The 17,251-nt window shown below is 60.9% G+C and carries 20 protein-coding genes; 12 read left to right on the top strand and 8 right to left on the bottom strand.

Annotation, left to right across the window (positions count from 1 at the left end; all coding sequences use genetic code 11):
• The first annotated feature begins 59 nt into the window (after positions 1 to 59).
• Genes fba through ACNO7C_RS06450 form a run of 4 tightly spaced genes read left to right on the top strand, consistent with a single transcriptional unit; the run spans position 60 to position 3,253 of the window.
• On the top strand, positions 60 to 872 hold the full coding sequence (gene fba, locus ACNO7C_RS06465) for a class I fructose-bisphosphate aldolase (RefSeq protein ID WP_460024299.1): 813 nt from the start codon (positions 60 to 62) through the stop codon (positions 870 to 872).
• Between the two features lie 2 nt (positions 873 to 874).
• A complete protein-coding gene (locus ACNO7C_RS06460; protein ID WP_460024298.1) occupies positions 875 to 1,813 on the top strand; it encodes a carbohydrate kinase family protein in 939 nt (312 codons plus the stop codon).
• A gap of 33 nt (positions 1,814 to 1,846) precedes the next feature.
• Positions 1,847 to 2,752 (top strand): VIT1/CCC1 transporter family protein, encoded by a 906-nt coding sequence (locus ACNO7C_RS06455; RefSeq protein ID WP_460024297.1) that lies wholly within the window; start codon positions 1,847 to 1,849, stop codon positions 2,750 to 2,752.
• A 3-nt stretch (positions 2,753 to 2,755) separates the two neighbouring features.
• A complete protein-coding gene (locus ACNO7C_RS06450) occupies positions 2,756 to 3,253 on the top strand; it encodes a YkgJ family cysteine cluster protein (protein ID WP_460024296.1) in 498 nt (165 codons plus the stop codon).
• Here ACNO7C_RS06450 and ACNO7C_RS06445 read toward each other — a convergent pair.
• A complete protein-coding gene (locus ACNO7C_RS06445; protein WP_460024295.1) occupies positions 3,171 to 3,665 on the bottom strand; it encodes a nitroreductase family protein in 495 nt (164 codons plus the stop codon). The two genes, ACNO7C_RS06450 and ACNO7C_RS06445, sit on opposite strands and share 83 nt — an antisense overlap.
• Before the next feature lie 97 nt (positions 3,666 to 3,762).
• On the opposite strand from ACNO7C_RS06445, the gene ACNO7C_RS06440 reads away from it, so the two are divergent.
• Positions 3,763 to 4,098, top strand: coding sequence for a hypothetical protein (locus ACNO7C_RS06440; RefSeq protein WP_460024294.1), 336 nt, complete (start codon positions 3,763 to 3,765; stop codon positions 4,096 to 4,098).
• Between the two features lie 157 nt (positions 4,099 to 4,255).
• Here the strand turns inward: ACNO7C_RS06440 and ACNO7C_RS06435 are convergent, their stop codons facing one another.
• Together ACNO7C_RS06435 and ACNO7C_RS06430 are read right to left on the bottom strand one after the other, a co-directional pair.
• Positions 4,256 to 5,077: a hypothetical protein gene (locus tag ACNO7C_RS06435; protein ID WP_460024293.1), complete on the bottom strand. Its 822-nt coding sequence runs from the start codon at positions 5,075 to 5,077 to the stop codon at positions 4,256 to 4,258.
• A gap of 43 nt (positions 5,078 to 5,120) precedes the next feature.
• On the bottom strand, positions 5,121 to 5,258 hold the full coding sequence (locus ACNO7C_RS06430) for a hypothetical protein (protein ID WP_460024292.1): 138 nt from the start codon (positions 5,256 to 5,258) through the stop codon (positions 5,121 to 5,123).
• Between the two features lie 284 nt (positions 5,259 to 5,542).
• On the opposite strand from ACNO7C_RS06430, the gene ACNO7C_RS06425 reads away from it, so the two are divergent.
• Positions 5,543 to 6,001 (top strand): NUDIX hydrolase, encoded by a 459-nt coding sequence (locus ACNO7C_RS06425; RefSeq protein ID WP_460024291.1) that lies wholly within the window; start codon positions 5,543 to 5,545, stop codon positions 5,999 to 6,001.
• On the opposite strand, the gene ACNO7C_RS06420 is transcribed toward ACNO7C_RS06425, so the two are convergent.
• Positions 5,976 to 8,261, bottom strand: a complete 2,286-nt coding sequence (locus ACNO7C_RS06420; RefSeq protein WP_460024290.1) for a molybdopterin-dependent oxidoreductase — start codon at positions 8,259 to 8,261, stop codon at positions 5,976 to 5,978. The genes ACNO7C_RS06425 and ACNO7C_RS06420 overlap by 26 nt on opposite strands.
• Before the next feature lie 77 nt (positions 8,262 to 8,338).
• Between ACNO7C_RS06420 and hypD the strand changes: the two genes are divergently transcribed.
• From hypD to ACNO7C_RS06405, 3 genes are all read left to right on the top strand, one after another.
• Positions 8,339 to 9,565, top strand: a complete 1,227-nt coding sequence (gene hypD, locus ACNO7C_RS06415; RefSeq protein ID WP_460024289.1) for a hydrogenase formation protein HypD — start codon at positions 8,339 to 8,341, stop codon at positions 9,563 to 9,565.
• Between the two features lie 117 nt (positions 9,566 to 9,682).
• Positions 9,683 to 10,039: a hypothetical protein gene (locus tag ACNO7C_RS06410; RefSeq protein WP_460024288.1), complete on the top strand. Its 357-nt coding sequence runs from the start codon at positions 9,683 to 9,685 to the stop codon at positions 10,037 to 10,039.
• Positions 10,040 to 10,179: 140 nt separating this feature from the next.
• Positions 10,180 to 10,512: a hypothetical protein gene (locus tag ACNO7C_RS06405; RefSeq protein ID WP_460024287.1), complete on the top strand. Its 333-nt coding sequence runs from the start codon at positions 10,180 to 10,182 to the stop codon at positions 10,510 to 10,512.
• On the opposite strand, the gene ACNO7C_RS06400 is transcribed toward ACNO7C_RS06405, so the two are convergent.
• The 4 genes from ACNO7C_RS06400 to ACNO7C_RS06385 are packed head-to-tail and all read right to left on the bottom strand — an operon-like array spanning position 10,509 to position 14,463.
• Positions 10,509 to 11,240 carry an ABC transporter ATP-binding protein gene (locus tag ACNO7C_RS06400; RefSeq protein ID WP_460024286.1) on the bottom strand — a complete coding sequence of 244 codons (732 nt, stop codon included), beginning with the start codon at positions 11,238 to 11,240 and terminating at the stop codon, positions 10,509 to 10,511. The two genes, ACNO7C_RS06405 and ACNO7C_RS06400, sit on opposite strands and share 4 nt — an antisense overlap.
• Entirely contained in the window at positions 11,233 to 12,411 is a 1,179-nt protein-coding gene (locus ACNO7C_RS06395; RefSeq protein WP_460024285.1) for an ABC transporter permease, read from the bottom strand. Before ACNO7C_RS06395 ends, ACNO7C_RS06400 begins: the two co-directional genes overlap by 8 nt.
• Positions 12,408 to 13,982, bottom strand: a complete 1,575-nt coding sequence (locus tag ACNO7C_RS06390; protein ID WP_460024284.1) for a COG1361 S-layer family protein — start codon at positions 13,980 to 13,982, stop codon at positions 12,408 to 12,410. Before ACNO7C_RS06390 ends, ACNO7C_RS06395 begins: the two co-directional genes overlap by 4 nt.
• Before the next feature lie 37 nt (positions 13,983 to 14,019).
• Complete coding sequence (locus ACNO7C_RS06385; RefSeq protein ID WP_460024283.1) at positions 14,020 to 14,463, bottom strand: PadR family transcriptional regulator; 444 nt, start codon at positions 14,461 to 14,463, stop codon at positions 14,020 to 14,022.
• A gap of 112 nt (positions 14,464 to 14,575) precedes the next feature.
• On the opposite strand from ACNO7C_RS06385, the gene ACNO7C_RS06380 reads away from it, so the two are divergent.
• From ACNO7C_RS06380 to ACNO7C_RS06370, 3 genes are read left to right on the top strand one after another with little or no spacing between them, the layout of a single operon-like run.
• On the top strand, positions 14,576 to 15,583 hold the full coding sequence (locus ACNO7C_RS06380; protein WP_460024282.1) for an ABC transporter ATP-binding protein: 1,008 nt from the start codon (positions 14,576 to 14,578) through the stop codon (positions 15,581 to 15,583).
• Positions 15,564 to 16,361 carry an ABC transporter permease gene (locus ACNO7C_RS06375; protein ID WP_460024281.1) on the top strand — a complete coding sequence of 266 codons (798 nt, stop codon included), beginning with the start codon at positions 15,564 to 15,566 and terminating at the stop codon, positions 16,359 to 16,361. Before ACNO7C_RS06380 ends, ACNO7C_RS06375 begins: the two co-directional genes overlap by 20 nt.
• 4 nt (positions 16,362 to 16,365) lie before the next feature.
• Positions 16,366 to 17,220, top strand: a complete 855-nt coding sequence (locus ACNO7C_RS06370) for an ABC transporter permease (protein WP_460024280.1) — start codon at positions 16,366 to 16,368, stop codon at positions 17,218 to 17,220.
• The last annotated feature ends 31 nt before the right edge of the window (positions 17,221 to 17,251 follow it).

Here is a 17,251-nt window from a genome sequence, read left to right as displayed (position 1 = left end):
CCGTAATTAAGTATCCTAAAAATAGGAGTATTTAGCCCTATAGAGAAGAGGTGCGCTTAATGAGCTACGCGTCCGTAGGCAAGCGGTTGAGGCTCGGAAGGATACTTCCCGACGGGAAGAGCCTGATCTTCGCGTTCGACCACGGCGTCGAGCACGGCCCAGCGGACTTCCCAGGCGAGACGATCAACCCGAGGAAGATACTCGAGAAGGTCGTCGGCGAGGTGGACGCGGTCATGCTCCTCCCGGGGATGGCGTACCTGACGAGCGAGGTGTGGGCCGGCAAGGTGCCCCTCATCGTCAAGGTAACAAGCAAGACGAACCTGAGGCCGGAGCAGGAGAGGCTGCTGCAGAGCCAGTTCGGTTGGGTTGAGGACGCCGTGAGGCTCGGGGCCGACGCGGTGGCGGCTACGGTCTACTGGGGCAGCCAGTTCGAGGACAAGATGCTGGAGCAGTGGTTCGCGGTTAAGAGCGCGGCCGAGGAGTACGGGCTTCCCTGCCTGCAGCTCTCCTACCCCAGGGGGCCCGCTATCAAGAACATGTACGACGTCGAGGTTGTGCGCTACGGCGTCAGGGCTGCTATCGAGAGCGGGGCGGACCTGATCAAGACCTACTACACGGGCAGCACGGAGAGCTTCAGGAGGGTCGTCGAAGTCGCGGCAGGCGTCCCGGTGCTCATGAGCGGCGGGGCTAAGGCGAAGACCCTCCTGGACTTCCTCCAGGTGGTCAAGAGCGTCATGGACGCCGGCGCCCAGGGGGTCGTGGTGGGCAGGAACATCTTCCAGCACGAGAACCCGAGGGGCGCGGCCCGGGCCATCGCGGCGGTGGTTCACGAGGGCCTAGAGCCCGAGGAGGCTTTGAGGAGGGCTGAGTAGGGATGTCCCAGAGCAGCTACGACGTCGTCACCGTGGGCCACATCCTCCTCGACTTGAGGTTCTGCGTCGACCACTTCGCGACGCCCGACAGGGAGAGCAGGATCAGCAGCCAGAGCCACGGCGTCGGGGGGTCTGCGGCCAACGTGGCTATCGGCGTCAGGAGGCTGGGCGGGAGGTCAACGGTGATAGGGAAGGTAGGCTTCGACGACTTCGGCAAGAACGCGCTCGAGGACCTCGTGAGGGAGGGCGTAGACGTCTCCAACGTGAAGATCCAGGCCATGAACGGCAAGACCGGCTTCACGATAGTGGTCATCGACTCCACGGGCCAGATCATCATGTACGGGTACAAGGGTGTCGCCGAGGAGCTTCTCCCAGAGGAGGTGAACACGAGCGTGTTCGAGAGGACGAAGTTCGTCCACATCGCCAGCCTGAGGATCGACACCGCCACCCACGCCGCCAGGGTCGCTCGGGAAAAGGGGGCCTTCGTATCCTGGGATCCCGGGAGGGTTCAGGCGAAGCTTGGGCTCGAGAAGCTCAGGCCCATCATCTCCCTGGCCGACCTTGTTCTCCCGAACGAGATAGAGGTCCGCGAGATCACGGGGGAGGAGGACCTCAGGAGGGCTGCGGACGCTCTGCTCGAGGCCGGTGCCAGGATAGTCGTCGTGAAGCGCGGCGGCAAGGGCGTCTTCGTCGCCACACGGGACGAGGAGTTCGAGGTCCCCGCGTACCTGCCTGGAAGGGTCGTCGACACAACGGGAGCCGGCGACGCGCTCGCCGCCGGGATCCTGATGGGCCTGAAGAAGTACCCCCTGAGGGACGCGGTGAGGTTCGCCACCGTCGTGGCAGGCATTAAGGTGACCCGGCTCGGCTCGCACGAGATACCCACGATGCAGGAGGTTGAGGCCGAGCTAAGGAAGATAGGCTTCAAGCCCCAGGGCTAAAAGATAAATCACCCCGACGACCCGTGTAACTCGGTGCTTCTCGTGGCTGGAGGAGCCAGGCTAGCCGAGAGGGCCAGGAAGTTCGCTCTGGACGAGCTCTTCGACTCCCTGCTCTACCAGGCGATGGCTGAGCGCGAGCGGGACCCGACCAACAAGAGCATCCTGCTGGAGATGGCTAAGCAGGAGAGAATGCACTACGAGTTCTGGAAGAGGCTGTCCGGCGAGGTTAAGCTGGGCCCGAGGGAAGCCCTCAGGCTGAGGCTGTTCAACCTCACCTTCAGGCTCCTCGGGAAGGTCTTCACGATAAAGCTCCTCGAGAGGCACGAGGGGGACGTGGTGGCCGAGTACGAGGAGGTCCTGAAGTCCGGAGCCCTCTCCGAGGATGACTCGAGGATCCTTGAGAGGATCATAGAGGATGAAAGGAGCCACGAAAACGCCCTCGCGAACCAGATCGAGGAGTTCGCCGTGCGCCACCTCGGCGCAATCGCGCTCGGGATGAGCGACGCGATCATCGAGCTCTCCGGAGTCCACGCCGGCTTCCTAGGCTACACTTCCTCCTCGATCTACACCGGGATCGCTGGGCTCATCGTCGGGGTGAGCGCCAGCATGTCGATGGCCGCGGCGGCGTACCTGCAGTCGAAGCAGGAGAGGGGGAAGTCCCCGGGCTCCACCGCGGCGGTCACGGGGGTGATGTACATGCTGACGGTCGTCTTCCTCACGGCGCCTTTCCTCCTGGGCCTCCCGATAGTATCCGCCCTCGCGGCGTCCCTGCTCCTGGCCTTCTTGATCCTGGCTTTCTTCTCCTTCTACAGCTCCGTGATCATGGATAGGGCCTTCGCCAGGGACTACCTCGAGAACGTGGGCGTCATATTCCTGGTTGTGACCATAGGGTACTTCTTCGGGGAGCTGGTGAAGAGCGTCACGGGGCTCTCCCTGTAAAGTATGCCCGGCCTCGACTGCGAGGTCAGGGTTGACTGCAGAGCGGGCGAGGCGTTCTGCGCCAAGTGCTGCCGGAACGCGGTGGTGCCCCTCCTGAGGGGGGACTACGAGAGGCTAAAGGCGAGGCTGGGCGACGTCGAGGGCTACGTGGAGTGGGTCGAGGGGGTGCCGGTCCTCAAGAGGGTTAACGGCGCCTGCGTGTTCCTCGAGGAGGCGACCGGTAGGTGCAGGGTGTACGAGGACAGGCCCCTTGCCTGCAGGCTCTACCCCCTGGTCTACACGCCGGGCAAGTGGGTGCACGCGGACCCCCGTTGCCCGAGGGCCGCCTCCGTGACCATGGACGTCGTCGCGAGGTGCGGCTCGCTCGTGGAGAAGTTCCCGCTGCTCCTGAAGGAGAGCTGGGGCCCGGAGCCGGGGGCTACACGTTCACAACCAGCTCCTCTAGCGGCTTCCTGGGCCTCGGCGGGGGCGACTCAGCGGGGAAGCCGACGGGGAATATAGCTATCGGGTAGAGGTTGCTGGGGGCGCCCAGGGTCCTGCGTATCTCCTCGACCGCGTTGAGGGTGTATATCCACACGGTCGCCAGCCCGACGCAGTGGAGGGCCAGCCAGAGGTACGTTGCCGCGATGGAGCCGTCGACGAGGTGGGAGTCGGGGGAGGCTGATGAGTCCGAGAAAACCACGATGGCCAGCTGGGCCCCCTCGATGGGCTTCGACCACCTGTGTATCCTCGCGAGCCGCTCCAGCTTGGACTTGTCGCGGACGACGTAGAACCTCCAGGGCTGCCTGTGGTGGGCGCTGGGCGCGAAGCGCGCGAGCTCGAGAGCCCTGCGGACGAGCTCTTCGGGGACAGGCTCGCCCGTGTATTTCCGAACGCTCCTCCTCGAGAGGAGGAACTCCGAGCACTCCGGCATACGGAGTAGAGTGTAAACATACTTACATATTCTTTTCTGAAGTTCTAAGCTTTTAAACGAAAACATTTATAAGAGTCTAAGTTTACATTATCTCATAATGCTTGACGAGAGGCAGATCATGCTGAAGCAAGTGGAGCTCGTAGCCTCCCAGCTCCTGGCGGGCGCGAAGTCCAGGACGCTGACCCTGAAGCTCAGGACCCTGGTCAGGTACGCCTACACCTCGTACGTGAAAGGCACCCTGGACTTCCCGACCATACGGGGCTCAGCGCACAGGTGCAAGCCGCCTAACTGGATGGTGTCCCAGCTATTCTACAGGCAGGCTGAGCGCGCGCTGGCTAAGAGGCTCAACGCCAAGGTGGTGAGGAGGAAGGGCCAAGTCTACGTCGTTCTGGAGAAAAGAGAGGAGAAAAAGGCACTTATTGCTGAAGCTTAAGCTCGATCTTCTGCTCTACCCAGCGCCAGCGCTTGGTTTCTGGGTCTAGCAGCCTCCAGAGCTCGGGCACGCGAGTGTACAGGTCTAGTTTCATGTACATTGTTGTTGGCTCTACGACGTAGGTCTGGGGTATTTCTACGAGGAGTGGGTGGTATGCTCAGAGCGGCTGGCCTAGGTAGAGTGCCTTGCCTTGGCCGATTATCGCGAGGCCGTGTGTTGGTAGTAGTGCTAGCGCCCTTGCCACCTTCTCTGCTTCTTTGCCTTTCATGTAGTACGCGGTGAATGGGAGCTCCTCCTGGCTTGTGTACTTGAAGTATGTGTTGTACCTCCAGCCCGGCTGGATGTGGACGCGGTAGTGGTAGCTGAGCACCTGCTTCGACGGAGCCTCGATTTTCTCGCCCTCAGCGAGTAGGCGGTTGAATATCTCCGTCGGCCTCGCGAACGGTCCCAGCAGGTGCTTCCCCCAGAGCAGAACCAGGTCGATCTGGTCCATCGTCGCTAGGGGCCTGAGGTTCGTCCTTGGGGGTATGAGCTCGTGGGCCCTGTCCACCAGGGAGTCGAAGTCCCTCGGCGTGATTGCCTCTAGCTCCGGGTGCGGCAGCCAGGCCACGTAGTCTGTCGAGGCGAACCAGTCGAGCACGTGCACCTCCTCTGAGAGGCTCTTGATGTAGTCCTCCACCAGCGGCTTGGGCACGTAGGCGAAGACGCCGACTTTCCTGCCTTCGAGGGAGTTGAAGAGCCTGACTCCCGTCGTCCCGAAGGGAAGCCTCTCCGGGACCTTGTCGACGAAGGCCACGAGCTTCGTCAGGTTGTAGAAGGTGTCGTCGGTTATCACCCTGAAGGAGCCCTCCTTCGACAGCTCTTTTACAACGCGCCTCACAGCCGTGTGAGATACCTTAGCGTTCCTGGCTAGCTCGCGCAGAGTCCTCGAATAGGGGAGCGCGTAAAGTAGCCTCTTAACGTCAACCCTAACAACCATTCCCCTCAGCCAAAAAACAAGCAAAAAACCAGTATTTAAACCTTCACTTCGGAATCGGGTACGGGTCGTTCTTTGCCGAATCGGCGATGCCAGTAGCAGCCGCCAAGGCCAGTGAGAACAGGATCGCGAGTACGGCTGGGGTTTTGAGCTGCTCGAGGAATATTCTGAGCCATGGTTTCATGGTTATCGAGCTGCATATGTGTGATTCACGGGAAAAATCTTTTTACTTTGTATCATTAAATGCTTGATTTGAGTTCCATTTTACAGCCAGATTCTCTTCGCGTTTTTATTTTTCTCGGAAACTTGTCTTCAGAATAATGTTCTTAAAATGAAACATTTTGATCTAGTTTAACCGGAGTCGAGAATGTTGGCTTTGGTTTGCCAGGCGGAGGGAAGGAGGTTTGGCCCTTTTTCGGTTCGTTAAAGCGCTTGTTTTTTATTTTAGTTTTTTGCTGGGGTTTTTCGATGTCTAGGCGTGAGTTTCCTGCTTACGCTATCGCCGGCGTGAGCGCGCTCGTAGTCCGCGACGGGAGGGTTTTGCTTGTAAAGAGGGGTGGTCAGCCGGGTGCCGGGCTCTGGGCTCTGCCGGGCGGGGCTGTGGAGGCTGGCGAGGGTGTAGCTGAGGCCGCGTCAAGGGAGCTCTTCGAGGAGACGGGGTTGTCTGCGCCGGTGCTGGGTGTGGCTGGGGTGGCTGATATCATCGTTAGGGAGGACGGGGGTGTTAGGTTCCACTACGTTCTCGTGGCTGTTGCGTTCGACTCTTCGCGGCTCTCGGGGGAGCTGAGGCCCGGTGGCGACGCCGTCGACGTGGGGTGGTTTGACGCGGCTGAGGTTGCTGGGAGGGGTGACGTGGCTAGGTCCACGAGGATGATAGTGGGGGAGGTTCTGCGCAGCGGTGTTAGGTATGTGCCGATCTTCGGGTGAAAGTGATAAATAGGCGTTGCGCGCTAGGTTGCACGTGATGTCGAAGAACCCGCTTGAAGTCCCCCCTGGGAGGCGTTTCTCCCGGGAGGAGATCGCGCAGGCCTTGAGGCTCGCCATTATAGCGGAGCTGGACGCGATCAACCTGTACGTTCAGCTTGCCAGCGTGTCGGACGACCCTCTCGTCAGGAAGGTTTTCATGGACGTGGCGAAGGAGGAGAAGACGCATGTGGGCGAGTTCCTCTCCCTCCTCAAGAGAATTGACCCCGAGCAGGTTAAGGAGCTGGAGGTGGGCGAGGAGGAGGTTAGGGAGCTCTCCGAGGAGAAGTAGGTACCTCTTTTTCCTAATCATCACCATCGTCGAGTTGAAGATGGGGCCTCCCCCGATTGGCTGAGTCTCCGTGGTAACGAGGACGTTCTGGGGGTTCCCGTTCAGGGCTACGAGCTCGCGGGGGGACCAGAGGACGCCCCTCGGCACGTCGCTCGTGACGTGCACCCTCAGCTCGACGACCCCGTTCTCGTTGAATACCTCGACGACCTCGCCCTCGGCCAGCCCCAGGCTCCGAGCGTCCTCAGGGTTTACGTGCACGACCGGGGGGATTTCCCCGTAGACGTCCCGGAACTGCGTGTGGGTGTAGAGGGGAAGAGCGGTGTTCAGGAGCACGAAGCCCTTGCCTCCCGCCTCAGCCTGCACCGGGAGGGGGCTCAGCCCCCGCTGTGCAGCGGTCGTTGAGTAGAGCTCTATTCTCCCGCTGGGGGTCTGGTACTCGTCTAGGGGGCGGTACCTGAGCCTCAACACCCTCCCGCTCAGGAGGTCCTCGAAGCTCCCATCCAGGGCCCCCTCTAAGGCCGACCTTAGCGCCTGGGTGGGGTCGGCGCAGACCTCGGGGAGGCCGAGCCTCTCGGCGAGGGCGCAGGTGAGCCAGACCTCGTCACGCGATTCCCCTAGGGGCTCCAGCGCCCTCCTGGAGAAGACGACGTAGGGGTGGCTGTAGGGTATGACGACGTCGTCCTTCTCGTAGAATGTGGGGGCCGGTAGCACCACGTCCGCCATCCTAGCCGTCTCGGTCCAGTGGGTGTCGTGCACCACCAGGAAGACGTCCTCCCTCGAGAAGCCCCTGGCCAGCTTGTCAGACCTGGGGAGCGTTAGGGCGGGGTTGGAGTTGTAGATGAAGATGAACTTGAACTCGCCTCTCTCAACGAGGTCCGCGAGGGCCACCTGGCTGACGACCCTCGAGGGCCTGTAGGTGTCCTCCAGCGTAAGAGCGCTGTAGTTGACGTAGAAGCCCCTGCTGTTCGAGTAGTAGAACCCCCTGTGGACGCCCACTAGGGCGGGGAGTAGCGAGATAGCCCTCACGGCCTCCGCGCCCTGCCTGCTCTTCTGCATGCCGAAGCCGATGAGCGTTACGCTCGGCTTGAGCGCGCCGTAGGCCTCCGCCAGCCTTCTCACCGTGCTCGGGGGAACGCCCGTGACGCTCTCGACGCGCTCCGGGGTCCACTTCAGGGCCTCCTCCTTGAACTCCTCGAAGCCAGAGGTGTACCTCGCCACGAACTCCTCGTCGACGAGCCCCATCTCCATGATCTCCCGTGCTACGCCGTACGCGAGGGCGACGTCGGTCCCGGGCTTCACCTGGACGAACAGGTCGCTCCTCTTGGCAGTCTCGCTCCTGCGTGGGTCGACGGTTGCGATGAGCGCCCCCGAGGACCTCGCCTTGAGCGCCAGCTGCCACAGGTGGACCGCGCTCACCGCGGCGTTGAAGCCCCAGAACACGAGGAGCCTTGAGCCCTGCATGTCCTCTGGGAGCCTGCCGTAGCTCAGCCCGTAGTGGAGCGACAGCGCCTCGTGTCCGCTTTTGCTGCAGATGCTGTAGTCCGTTCGAGCGGCGCCGATCCTGTTCCAGAGCCTCTGCGAGTAGTACCACGTCAGGAGACCCATGTTCCCCGCGTACTCGACGTGCAGAACGCTCTCGGGCCCGTGCTCCTCCAGCACCCGCCTCAGCCTCGAGGCGACGAGGTCGAGGGCCTCGTCCCACGAGGCGCGCACGAACCCCGAACCCTTGCCGCCGGCCCTGACGTGCGGGTACAGCACCCTCTCCTCCGAGAGGACTCTAGCCTTGTCCGCCCTCCCGCGCGGGCACAGGAAGCCCTGGGTGACTGGGTTGAGGGGGCTGGCCCTAGCCTCCAGGGTTCGGGTATCGACCTCTATGAAGCAGGTGTCGTAGCAGTCCCTCGGGCAGGCGGTTACAACTGCTCTAGGGTTCATCTCGCTGTGAGCGCGGGGCGCCTATTAAAAGCTTGACCGGCGGAAGCGATAAATCGCGATAAGCGAGCTACGACATCGTGAACTCTGCAACGAGCACCGCGGAGCTCATAGCCAGGACCCAGCTGATCGAGGAGTCTTTTAGGAGGAACGAGCAGCTGGCCAGGAAGCTTGTGGGCGTCATCCACTCGCGCTTCCGCGAGGCCACGAGGGTCCTCGGGGTCGACAGGCTGAAGATCATGGACTTCTGCGGCACCCACGAGTGGACCATCGTGCACTTCGGGCTGCGGAGCCTGATGCCCGATGGGCTTGAGCTGGTCGCGGGGCCCGGGTGCCCCGTCTGCGTCACGCCGTCGAGGTACATCGAGGAGGCTATCAGGCTCGCGCTGGACGGCGTGAGGGTGTACACGTACGGGGACACGTTCAAGCTGAGGACGATCATTGAGGTGCGGGGCGTCTACTCCCTGGAGGAGGCGAGGAGCAGGGGGGCGGACGTCAAGATGGTGACCGGCCTGCCAGACGCCGTCAGGGACGCAAGGAGGCACGGCAAGGACTCCCTGTTCCTCGGGATAGGCTTCGAGACCGTGGCCCCGGGCTACGCTCAGGCGGTGCTCAGCGGGCACGTACCCGAGAACCTCAAGCTGCTGAGCCTCGTCAAGCTCACGCCACCGGCGATGTTCTACTCGCTCGACATCCTGCGCGAGAAGCCGCCAGAGCCGCCTGTCATGGGCGTCATCGCTCCAGGGCACGTCTCCACCATAACCGGTGCAAAGGCCTGGGAGCCCGTCGCCGAGAACTACTCGATCCCCGTCGTCGTCTCGGGATTCGAGCCCATCGACGTCCTCGCGTCGATAGCGGAGATCCTCAGCCAGCTCGCCAGGCGGGAGGCCAGGGTGAGGATCGAGTACACCCGCGCTGTGACGTGGGCCGGGGACCTCAAGGCCCAGGCCATGATTCACAAGGCCTTCTACGCCGTCGACGACGCGTGGCGCGGGATAGGCTTCCTGCCGCTCAGCGGCCTGAGGCTCAGGGAAGCCTTCTCGAGCCTCGACGCCTTCAAGCAGTTCGGCATCCCGGAGCTGAAGCCGGAGGACTGGAGGAAGGACACCCCACCGGGCTGCCGGTGCGCCGAGGTCACCTTGGGCAAGGCGAAGCCGACGGACTGCCCCATGTTCCTGAAGAAGTGCACTCCCGAGAAGCCCTACGGGCCCTGCATGGTTTCGCTGGAGGGGACGTGCGCGGTTTGGGCCCGGTTCGGGGGCGGCGGCGTCGCAGATGACATTGCACGCGAGCTCGGATTGAAGTAGGGGGCTCAGGCATCGTGGAAACCCCGATTCCGCTACACCATGACGTGCACTTCGTTTGAAGAGACAGAGACGAGATGGTAGACGTCCTTGCGCTGCTTTCGGCTATGGAGGTATTGGGTGCTTAGCGACAATTGTGGGCTTGGCGTACTAGCTGGGGGGTTCGAGAGCATTAAATATAGGTTTCGGGAAATAGATCACAGATTCGAAAGAATCGAGGACGCAGTCGAGGGCGTGAAAGCGAAGATAGGCAGGCTGGGTGTAGCGTTCACGATCCACCAGGAGTTCTTCGTCGAGTACTTAGCTTCAGAGGGTGTTCTGAGGTCTCAGTCCGCCCGCCTACTTATACGGGAAGCCAATAGGGTCATCGATCTAGTCATGTCAAACTCGCTGAGTCCCAAGGAGAAAGAGAGGCTTAAGGGGCTCGCCTTCCAGGGGGATTTAAATCGTGCAAAAACCCGTAAATTAAGAGCGTGAAACCGGGGATTGCCGCGGTTTAAGGCTTGATCCGGGTTGCGCGCGGTTCTCCCTCAAGCTTTCTTTAACCGAGCTGCTGGAGGTTTACGTGAAAAATACTTATTTCACGAGCGCGGTTTAGCTAAAATGGAGTGTTGGGTTTGCCGCTGGAGACTCCACCCGAGCCCGTTGAGGTCAAAACCCGTATCAACGAGCTGTTCAGGGCGCTTTCCCGGGATCTCGGTCCCCACGCCGCGGGCGTCGCCGTGTGGAGCGGCAACCTCTTCGCCAGGCACCTTTGGGGTAGTTGGGGTAGCGAGCTGCGGAGGCTGGGCTTCACATGGCCCAGGTTCCTCGCTTTCCTTAAGCCGTACACCCCCCTCATAGCCCGGTGGGCCATCGAGGGGAGCATGAGGTGGGAGGACCTCGTGGAGAAGATAAGAGCCGACCTCGAGTCCAGCAGGGGCTGGGGGCTTGAGAGGTTTCTAGCCTAGCCCTTCTTCACGAAGCTCGCGATGAGCTCATCGTACCTGTCAGGAGTATAGATGTCTATCAGCGAGCCGCTGTGCATCCTCGCCACCCTGTTGCAGTTCCAGATGAGCTCGAGGTTGTGGGTCACCATGACGATGGTTATGCTCTGCTCCTTGTTCAGCTTCTTAAAGAGGTTCATCACCATCTGGGAGTTCGTGGCGTCGAGGTTGCCCGTGGGCTCGTCCGCCAGCAGGATCTTGGGCTTGGAGACTATGGCCCTGGCTATCGCCACCCTCTGTTGCTCACCCCCACTCAGCTGGTTCGGGAACTTGTACTCGACGCCCTCAAGGCCCACCATCCTCAAGGCCTCTAAGGCCATCCTCCTCCTCACTTCTCTCGGTATGCCCTTCTTTACGAGCGGCAGCTCGACGTTCTCCACGACCCTGAGCCTCGGGATTAGGTAGAAGAGCTGGAACACGAAGCCGACGGTCTCGTTCCTGTACCTGCTCAGCTCCTCGTCGCTCCTCAGCGACGTGATGTCGACCCCGGCAACGGTGATCCTGCCTCGCGTCGGTCGGTCGAGGCCCCCGATCAGGTGAAGGGTGGTCGTCTTGCCGCTACCGCTGGGCCCGACTATCGCGAAGAACTCGCCCTGCTTCACGCTCATCGTGACATCCCTGACGGCGACGACCTGGCCTGTTGAGCCGTCGTAGATCTTCCAGACGCTCTCGAGCCTTATGATGTCACTCATACCTGAGCGCCTCCACCGGCCGAAGCGAGGCCCCTCTCCTCGAAGGTATGTACGCGGCTAGGGCGTTCATCGCAAGCGGCAGTAGGGACGATGTCGCCAAGACATTGGGTGAGAGGGTCAGCTTCAGCTCGAAGGTGAACATCGGTATCTTAACTAGGAGCGAGGCTATGGCGGCGAGTGCGAGGCCGCCGGCTATGCCTATAGCCGACACGATGACGGCCTCGAGGAGGAATATCAGCAGGACGTCGTTGCTGGTGTACCCGAGGGCTTTTAGTATGCCTATCTCCTTGGTCCTCTGCACGACGCTTATCGTGGTGCTGTCGAATATCCAGAGGGCCGTGACCCCCATGCCGACCGCGGATATCAGGGCTATGAACGTCTGGAGCGCCCCGACCAGCGCTGTGAACTGGCTGACCATCGCGGCCGCGGATATTATGTTCGACCCCGGCGGCGCAACCGCTTTGACCTCGCTGGTTATTTCGTTGAGCCTGTTCAGGTCTGAGACGAGTATTATGACGCCACCGTAGTTCCTAGTGTTCGAGACGTAGGCGAAGTACGCGCTGGGATCCATGTAAACGTAATAAGATCCTGTCGGGCCGCCCATTATCGTCGAGGCCTGCTTCATGAGGCCCACCACTACCAGCTGGACGTCCTTGGAGCGGAGCCGTACCACGAGGGAAGAGCCGACGTCGAGTAACTTCTGGCCCGTGTTGGGGTCTCTCCAGAGGTTGTTTGAGACGAGTACGCCGAGCCCGTTGGGCTCCAGAGAGCCCTCTTTCACCACCTGGGACATATCCGACACACCTAGGTAGATGGGGAGGTGCTGCGGGTCTATCGCCACTATTGTGACGGACTGCTCTCCACCGGAAGTGTATACTGTTCCCGTCGTCATGACTATACCGAATGCGTCCTTCACGCCCGCTATTCTCTTGAAGTAGGCTATGTCCGCGTCCGTGAAGCCGCCTGCGTAGCCTCCCGTCACGATGATGCTGTTGGCCGCTATAGTCCTCTGCAGTTGCTCTACGAAGCTCTTCTGAAAGCTCTCGCCTATGCCGAGCGCAGCGCTGAGGGCCACGACGGCGATCATGACTCCTATGATTGCTCCTAAAGCCCTGCCCCGCTTTTCCTTAATGCTGGTGAAGGCCAGGTAGAAGTAGTCTGATACTTTCAACCAACCGCACCCCTACGCTGCCTCCTCCGGTAAAGGTAGAGCCCCGCAACCGCAACGACCGCTACGGCCAGGAGCGCCAAGTAGCTGTTGAAAGACGAGCGCTGCGAGTTGCTGCTTGACGAGGCTGAGGAGGCTGGGACGACCTCGACGACAGCCGTCCTCTCCACGTAGGCTGTTTTGCCGTAAGCGTCGCGGTACGTGACCCTGAACTTCACCTCATAGCTGCCCTCCTTCACCGCCCTGAAGGTGAATGGCACGCTCGTCAGGACCTGGGGGTTCAGCTGGCCGAGGAAGGTGTACAGGGACCTGGCTGAGGCTAGGCCCTCTGGCGGGTAAGCGGTGACGTTGACCGCGTAGACGGGGTAAGTGCCGTCGTTGATTATGCTGAGCGCGAACACCACGTTGGCGCCAACCTCAGCCCTCTGGGGCACGACCTCGATCGAGGTGATCGAGAGGCTTGAGCGCTGGAGGATGAATAGTGTGAAGGAGCCCTGGGTGAAGGTCAGCCCTCCGCCGGGCGTGTAGTAGACCGCCTGGTAGGTTACGGGGACGCTCGCCGAAGCGGTGCTTGGGACGTCCACGCGGACGGTGAACGACTTCGTCTCCCCTGGCTTCAGGCTACCCAGGTTAGCCATCACCGGGTCGATCGCGAGCGGGCTGCCCTGGAGGCTTAGGATCACCTGGAGGTTGCTCGCCTCGACGCTCCCGAGGTTGATGACGTTGAGCGTGACGTTGCTTCTCGAGCCGGCGAGGACGCTTGACGGAGAGGGCACCACGAGGATGCTTTGGCCCTGGCTCGCGTACAGCGGTATGCTATAAGCGGTTGTCTTAGCGTTGCCGGTGCAGTCGACGTAGGATAGCGTGACCGCCACCGTTGGGAAGCTGGACTGGGGTACGACGCTCAGCGGGGCGGTGAAGTGCGCGCCTGCTGGGAGCTCCTGAAGCTGGTAGGTTAGGGGGACCGAAGCGTTCAGGATCGTGACCCCTTGACCTGTGACGGTGATTGACATCTTCCTCAGGGTTGAGGAGCCGTTATTCACCACGTCGAGGAGCACCCCGTTGATCGAGTTCATGTAAACCATCTGGGGCTTCAGGCTCACGCGCAGATCCTCGGACCAGCAGGCCGTGATCGACGCGTCGATGCTCGTGGACCCGCCTGCCTGAGTGTTCATGCCGTTAGCGTCGTCCCAGCTGTCCTCCCATGTGATCAGCAGCTTCACGGGGCAGACGGCGGGGGCGCGGGCCCCGTCAAGATTAAAGGTGGCGACTTTTGCTGTGCCGGGCCTCCAGGAGCCTAGCTGGACTGGTTGCTCCGAGAGGACACTCGCGTTGCACTGAGGCTGCAGCGCAATAGAGGAGCCTAGTAGAGTGTATTTCCCGAAGTACGAGAGCGCTACAGTCACAGTCCGCGTGGTGCCGGAGCCGCCAGCCACGCTGATGGACTCCACGTTGAATACGTAAACGGCGCCTCCCCTCGTGCTCGCGGTCGAGGGCTGGATGGGGGGAGCTGATGTGGCGATGGCTACGAGCATCAGAATAGCGGACAGCACAGCTAGGGTTTTCTCCCTCATATCGGTCACCGATACAAGCCCTCGCAGCTAATAAGCTTTATGTATTTCCGGTGTACGCGTCGCGGCCTGCTATTTCTTCGAGCTCCTTAGCTATCCTCGAGATCCTGGATCTGAGCTCGCTGCTGAGGGCTGTGCGTGCGGAGAAGTCTCTCAGGAAGTCCACGTACCCCTCCATCACCTGTAGCACGTCTTCGATAGAGGCCGGCTTCAAGCCTAAGCCGCACTCCTCCACCTCGACGAGCCCCTTTTCCGTGAGGCTGTAAACTTTCTGCCCCCCTACCTCCGTGTGCTTCACCAGCCCCTCGCGCTCGAGCTCGTGGAGCAGAGGGTAGACCGCGCCGGGAGACGGCCTCCAAAGCCCCCCTGTTATGGCCTCTACCTGGCTTATGATCTCGATGCCGCTCATCGGCTTGTTTCTCAGCAGCGTCAGTACCAGCACTCGGAGCGGGTTTCTCGCGAAGCGCGCCATGAACACGTGCATTATATATCAGTAACCGATAACCTGCAGGGGTGTTAAATGGGTTTGGCAGGGCTACAACATGTAATAGCCAAAAGATATATAAGGTGGGAGTTACATATACGGGTGGTCCTCGATGCACGCTGTGGAAGCCAGGGGGTTAGTTAAGAGGTTCACCACGCGCGAGGGCTCAGCGCTCTTCCGCGGGAGGAAGAGGACGGTCGAGGCGCTCAGCGGGGTCTCATTCGAGATTAGAGGAGGTGAGATCTTCGGGCTTCTCGGACCGAACGGGGCTGGCAAGACGACCACCATAAAGATCCTGAGCACGCTGCTTTTACCCGACGCTGGCGAGGCTTGGGTGAACGGGTACCACGTCGTCAGGGAGGCGAGAAGAGTTAGGGAAAGCGTAGGCGTGAGCCTCTACAGCGACCGTGGATTCTACTGGAAGCTCAGCGGGAGGGAGAACCTCCTGTACTTCGCGAGCCTCTACCACCTGGACCCGGGCTGGGCGAAGGACAGGGTCGACGAGCTTTTGTCCCTGCTTGGACTGGAGGAGGATGCCGACAGGCTGGTGGAGGAGTACAGCACCGGCATGAAGTCTAAGCTGAACATAGCTCGGGCTCTGCTGCACGACCCCCCGATACTCTTCCTCGACGAGCCGACGATAGGCCTCGACCCTAACTCGGCTAGGAAGGTCCGGGAGGTCGTCACGGAGCTGAAGAAGCGAGGGAAGACCATTCTCCTCACTACGCACAACATGTTCGAGGCCGACGTGCTGTCGGACAGAGTGGCGATCATAAACAAGGGGAGGATAATAGCCGTAGGCAACCCCTCGGAGCTCAAGAGAAGCATAGCAGACCACAACGTCGTCGAGGTTGAGGTTCTCGGGCTGCACGGCGACGGACAGGTGCCTGCCCTCAAGAGCGTGGACGGCGTACTGAACTACGCGTCTCAAGTTGTCGACCCGTCATCGGGAAGGGCAAGCATCAGGGTGATCTTCGACGGTGGGCACGTCCTGAAGGAGGTTCTAAGCACCCTGCTTAGGACAGACTTGAAGATCCTGAGCGTTAGGACCGTGGAGCCAACGCTTGAGGACGTTTTCGTCTACTACACGGGTGAGAGGCTTGGCGGCGAAGAACAGTAGTGGTATTCTGCGGGTTTTCAGGGGCATATTAACCAAGGAGGCCAAGCTCTTGACAAGGTACGTTGGTAGCCTGTTCATGGTCCTGGCATTGCCCTTCATGATGTCAGGCCTCTTCGTGGGGATCGGCTACGCGGTCGCCGGCCCATCGGCTACGGCGAACTTTGCTTCGAACACCGGGGTTCAGAACCCCATCCTGTACATGACTCTCGGAGGGGTGTTGATGATCGCGAGCATGGTGATGGTTGAGAACACGTCCAGCGTGATACGAGAAGAGCAGCTCATCGGAACCTTCGAGCTCCACTACCTGACCCCCAATAGCACCGTGGTGGTGTGGTTGCTGCACGCAGTCGCCCAGTCTATTCTCATGCTCCTGGTGTTCACGATCGATTTGACCGTCGTCGTTGCGCTGCAAGGATCCCTTCTCAGCCCCGTGGAGTGGGTCGAGTCGGCGCTCGTCCTTCTCCTGGGCCTCCTTCCCCTAGCGGGGCTGGGGCTCGTGGTTGCAGCTCTCACGGTCAGGTTCAAGGAAGTGTGGGCTGTGGCCAGCACAGTTAACGCCTTCATCGCCATGCTTTCGGGCTACTACTACCCCCTGGAGGTGTTCCCGCAGGTGGTTCAAGCGGTCTCCGCTCTGCTTCCCACGACGCACGCCACGCAGGTTCTGAGAGGCATAGTCGCCGGCGGCTCCTCGAGCCTGAATCTGGCCGAAAGAGTAGGGATCATGGTCTCGCTAGGCTTAGCTTACCTTTACCTTGGCCGGCTCACCTACACGAGGTGAGAGGATGAGGCGAGGAGGAGAGGCGAGCTCTCGAAGTACTAGGTTCGTGGGAGGCCTGAGAGCGCTGGCGCTCGAGGTCTCCTGGACCGCCACGGTTGCTATGAAAACTTACTTCAGGTACCCTGCGTGGCTAGTCTCCGACATCATAACGACGCCCGCGTGGCTCGTCCTCCTACTCTTCCCAATACTCATGTTCCTCCCCAGAGAGGAGTGGAGCGACCCTAAGGTCCTTAACATGTTCTTCTGGGCAATGATCCTATGGGACGTTGTCTCGGCCGGCTTATGGAGCTTCGGGATGGCTATAAGGCGGGAGCAACAGACCGGAACGCTCGAGTTCATCCTCCTCACCAACGCCAACCGCGCCGTCCTCTTCTCGAGGAACCTGTTCTCGAGGATCGTGGGCCTAGGGCTAACGCTAGCCTACACCTACTTCTTCTTCGTGCTTCTCTTCGGCACAAGCGTGATACTGCACGATGTCCTCCCGGTCGCTGCGGTCCTGCTGGTCGGGCTCTTCACCTCTATGGGCTTCGGCCTCATCTACGGGGCGCTCGTGCTTAAGTACAAGAACGTCGGCCCTTTAAACAACATCCTGCAGTTCGTGATACTGGGGCTCAGCGGGGTCTTCTTCCCGGTCTCGAGCCTGCCTAGAGAGCTCCGGGTGGTTTCGCTGGCAATACCCTTCACGTACCTGTCAGAGCTCTTGAGGTACCACGCCCTCCGCACGCCGACCGTGCTGCCCGTCGAGCTCGAGTGGGCGCTACTCCTTGCGCTTACGGCGGCGCTAGTTGCCGCAGGGCTGGCTTCGATCTACGCCATCGAGCAGAGGCTCAAAAGGACTGGGGAGCTCGGGCAGTACTAGGCCACGCGGCATCTAAGCTCAAGCCCTGATC

The sequence above is a fragment of the Infirmifilum tikiterense genome (assembly GCF_054696565.1).
The sequence above is the reverse complement of the archived record's forward strand: the minus strand, read 5'-3'. Positions and strand labels throughout refer to the sequence as shown.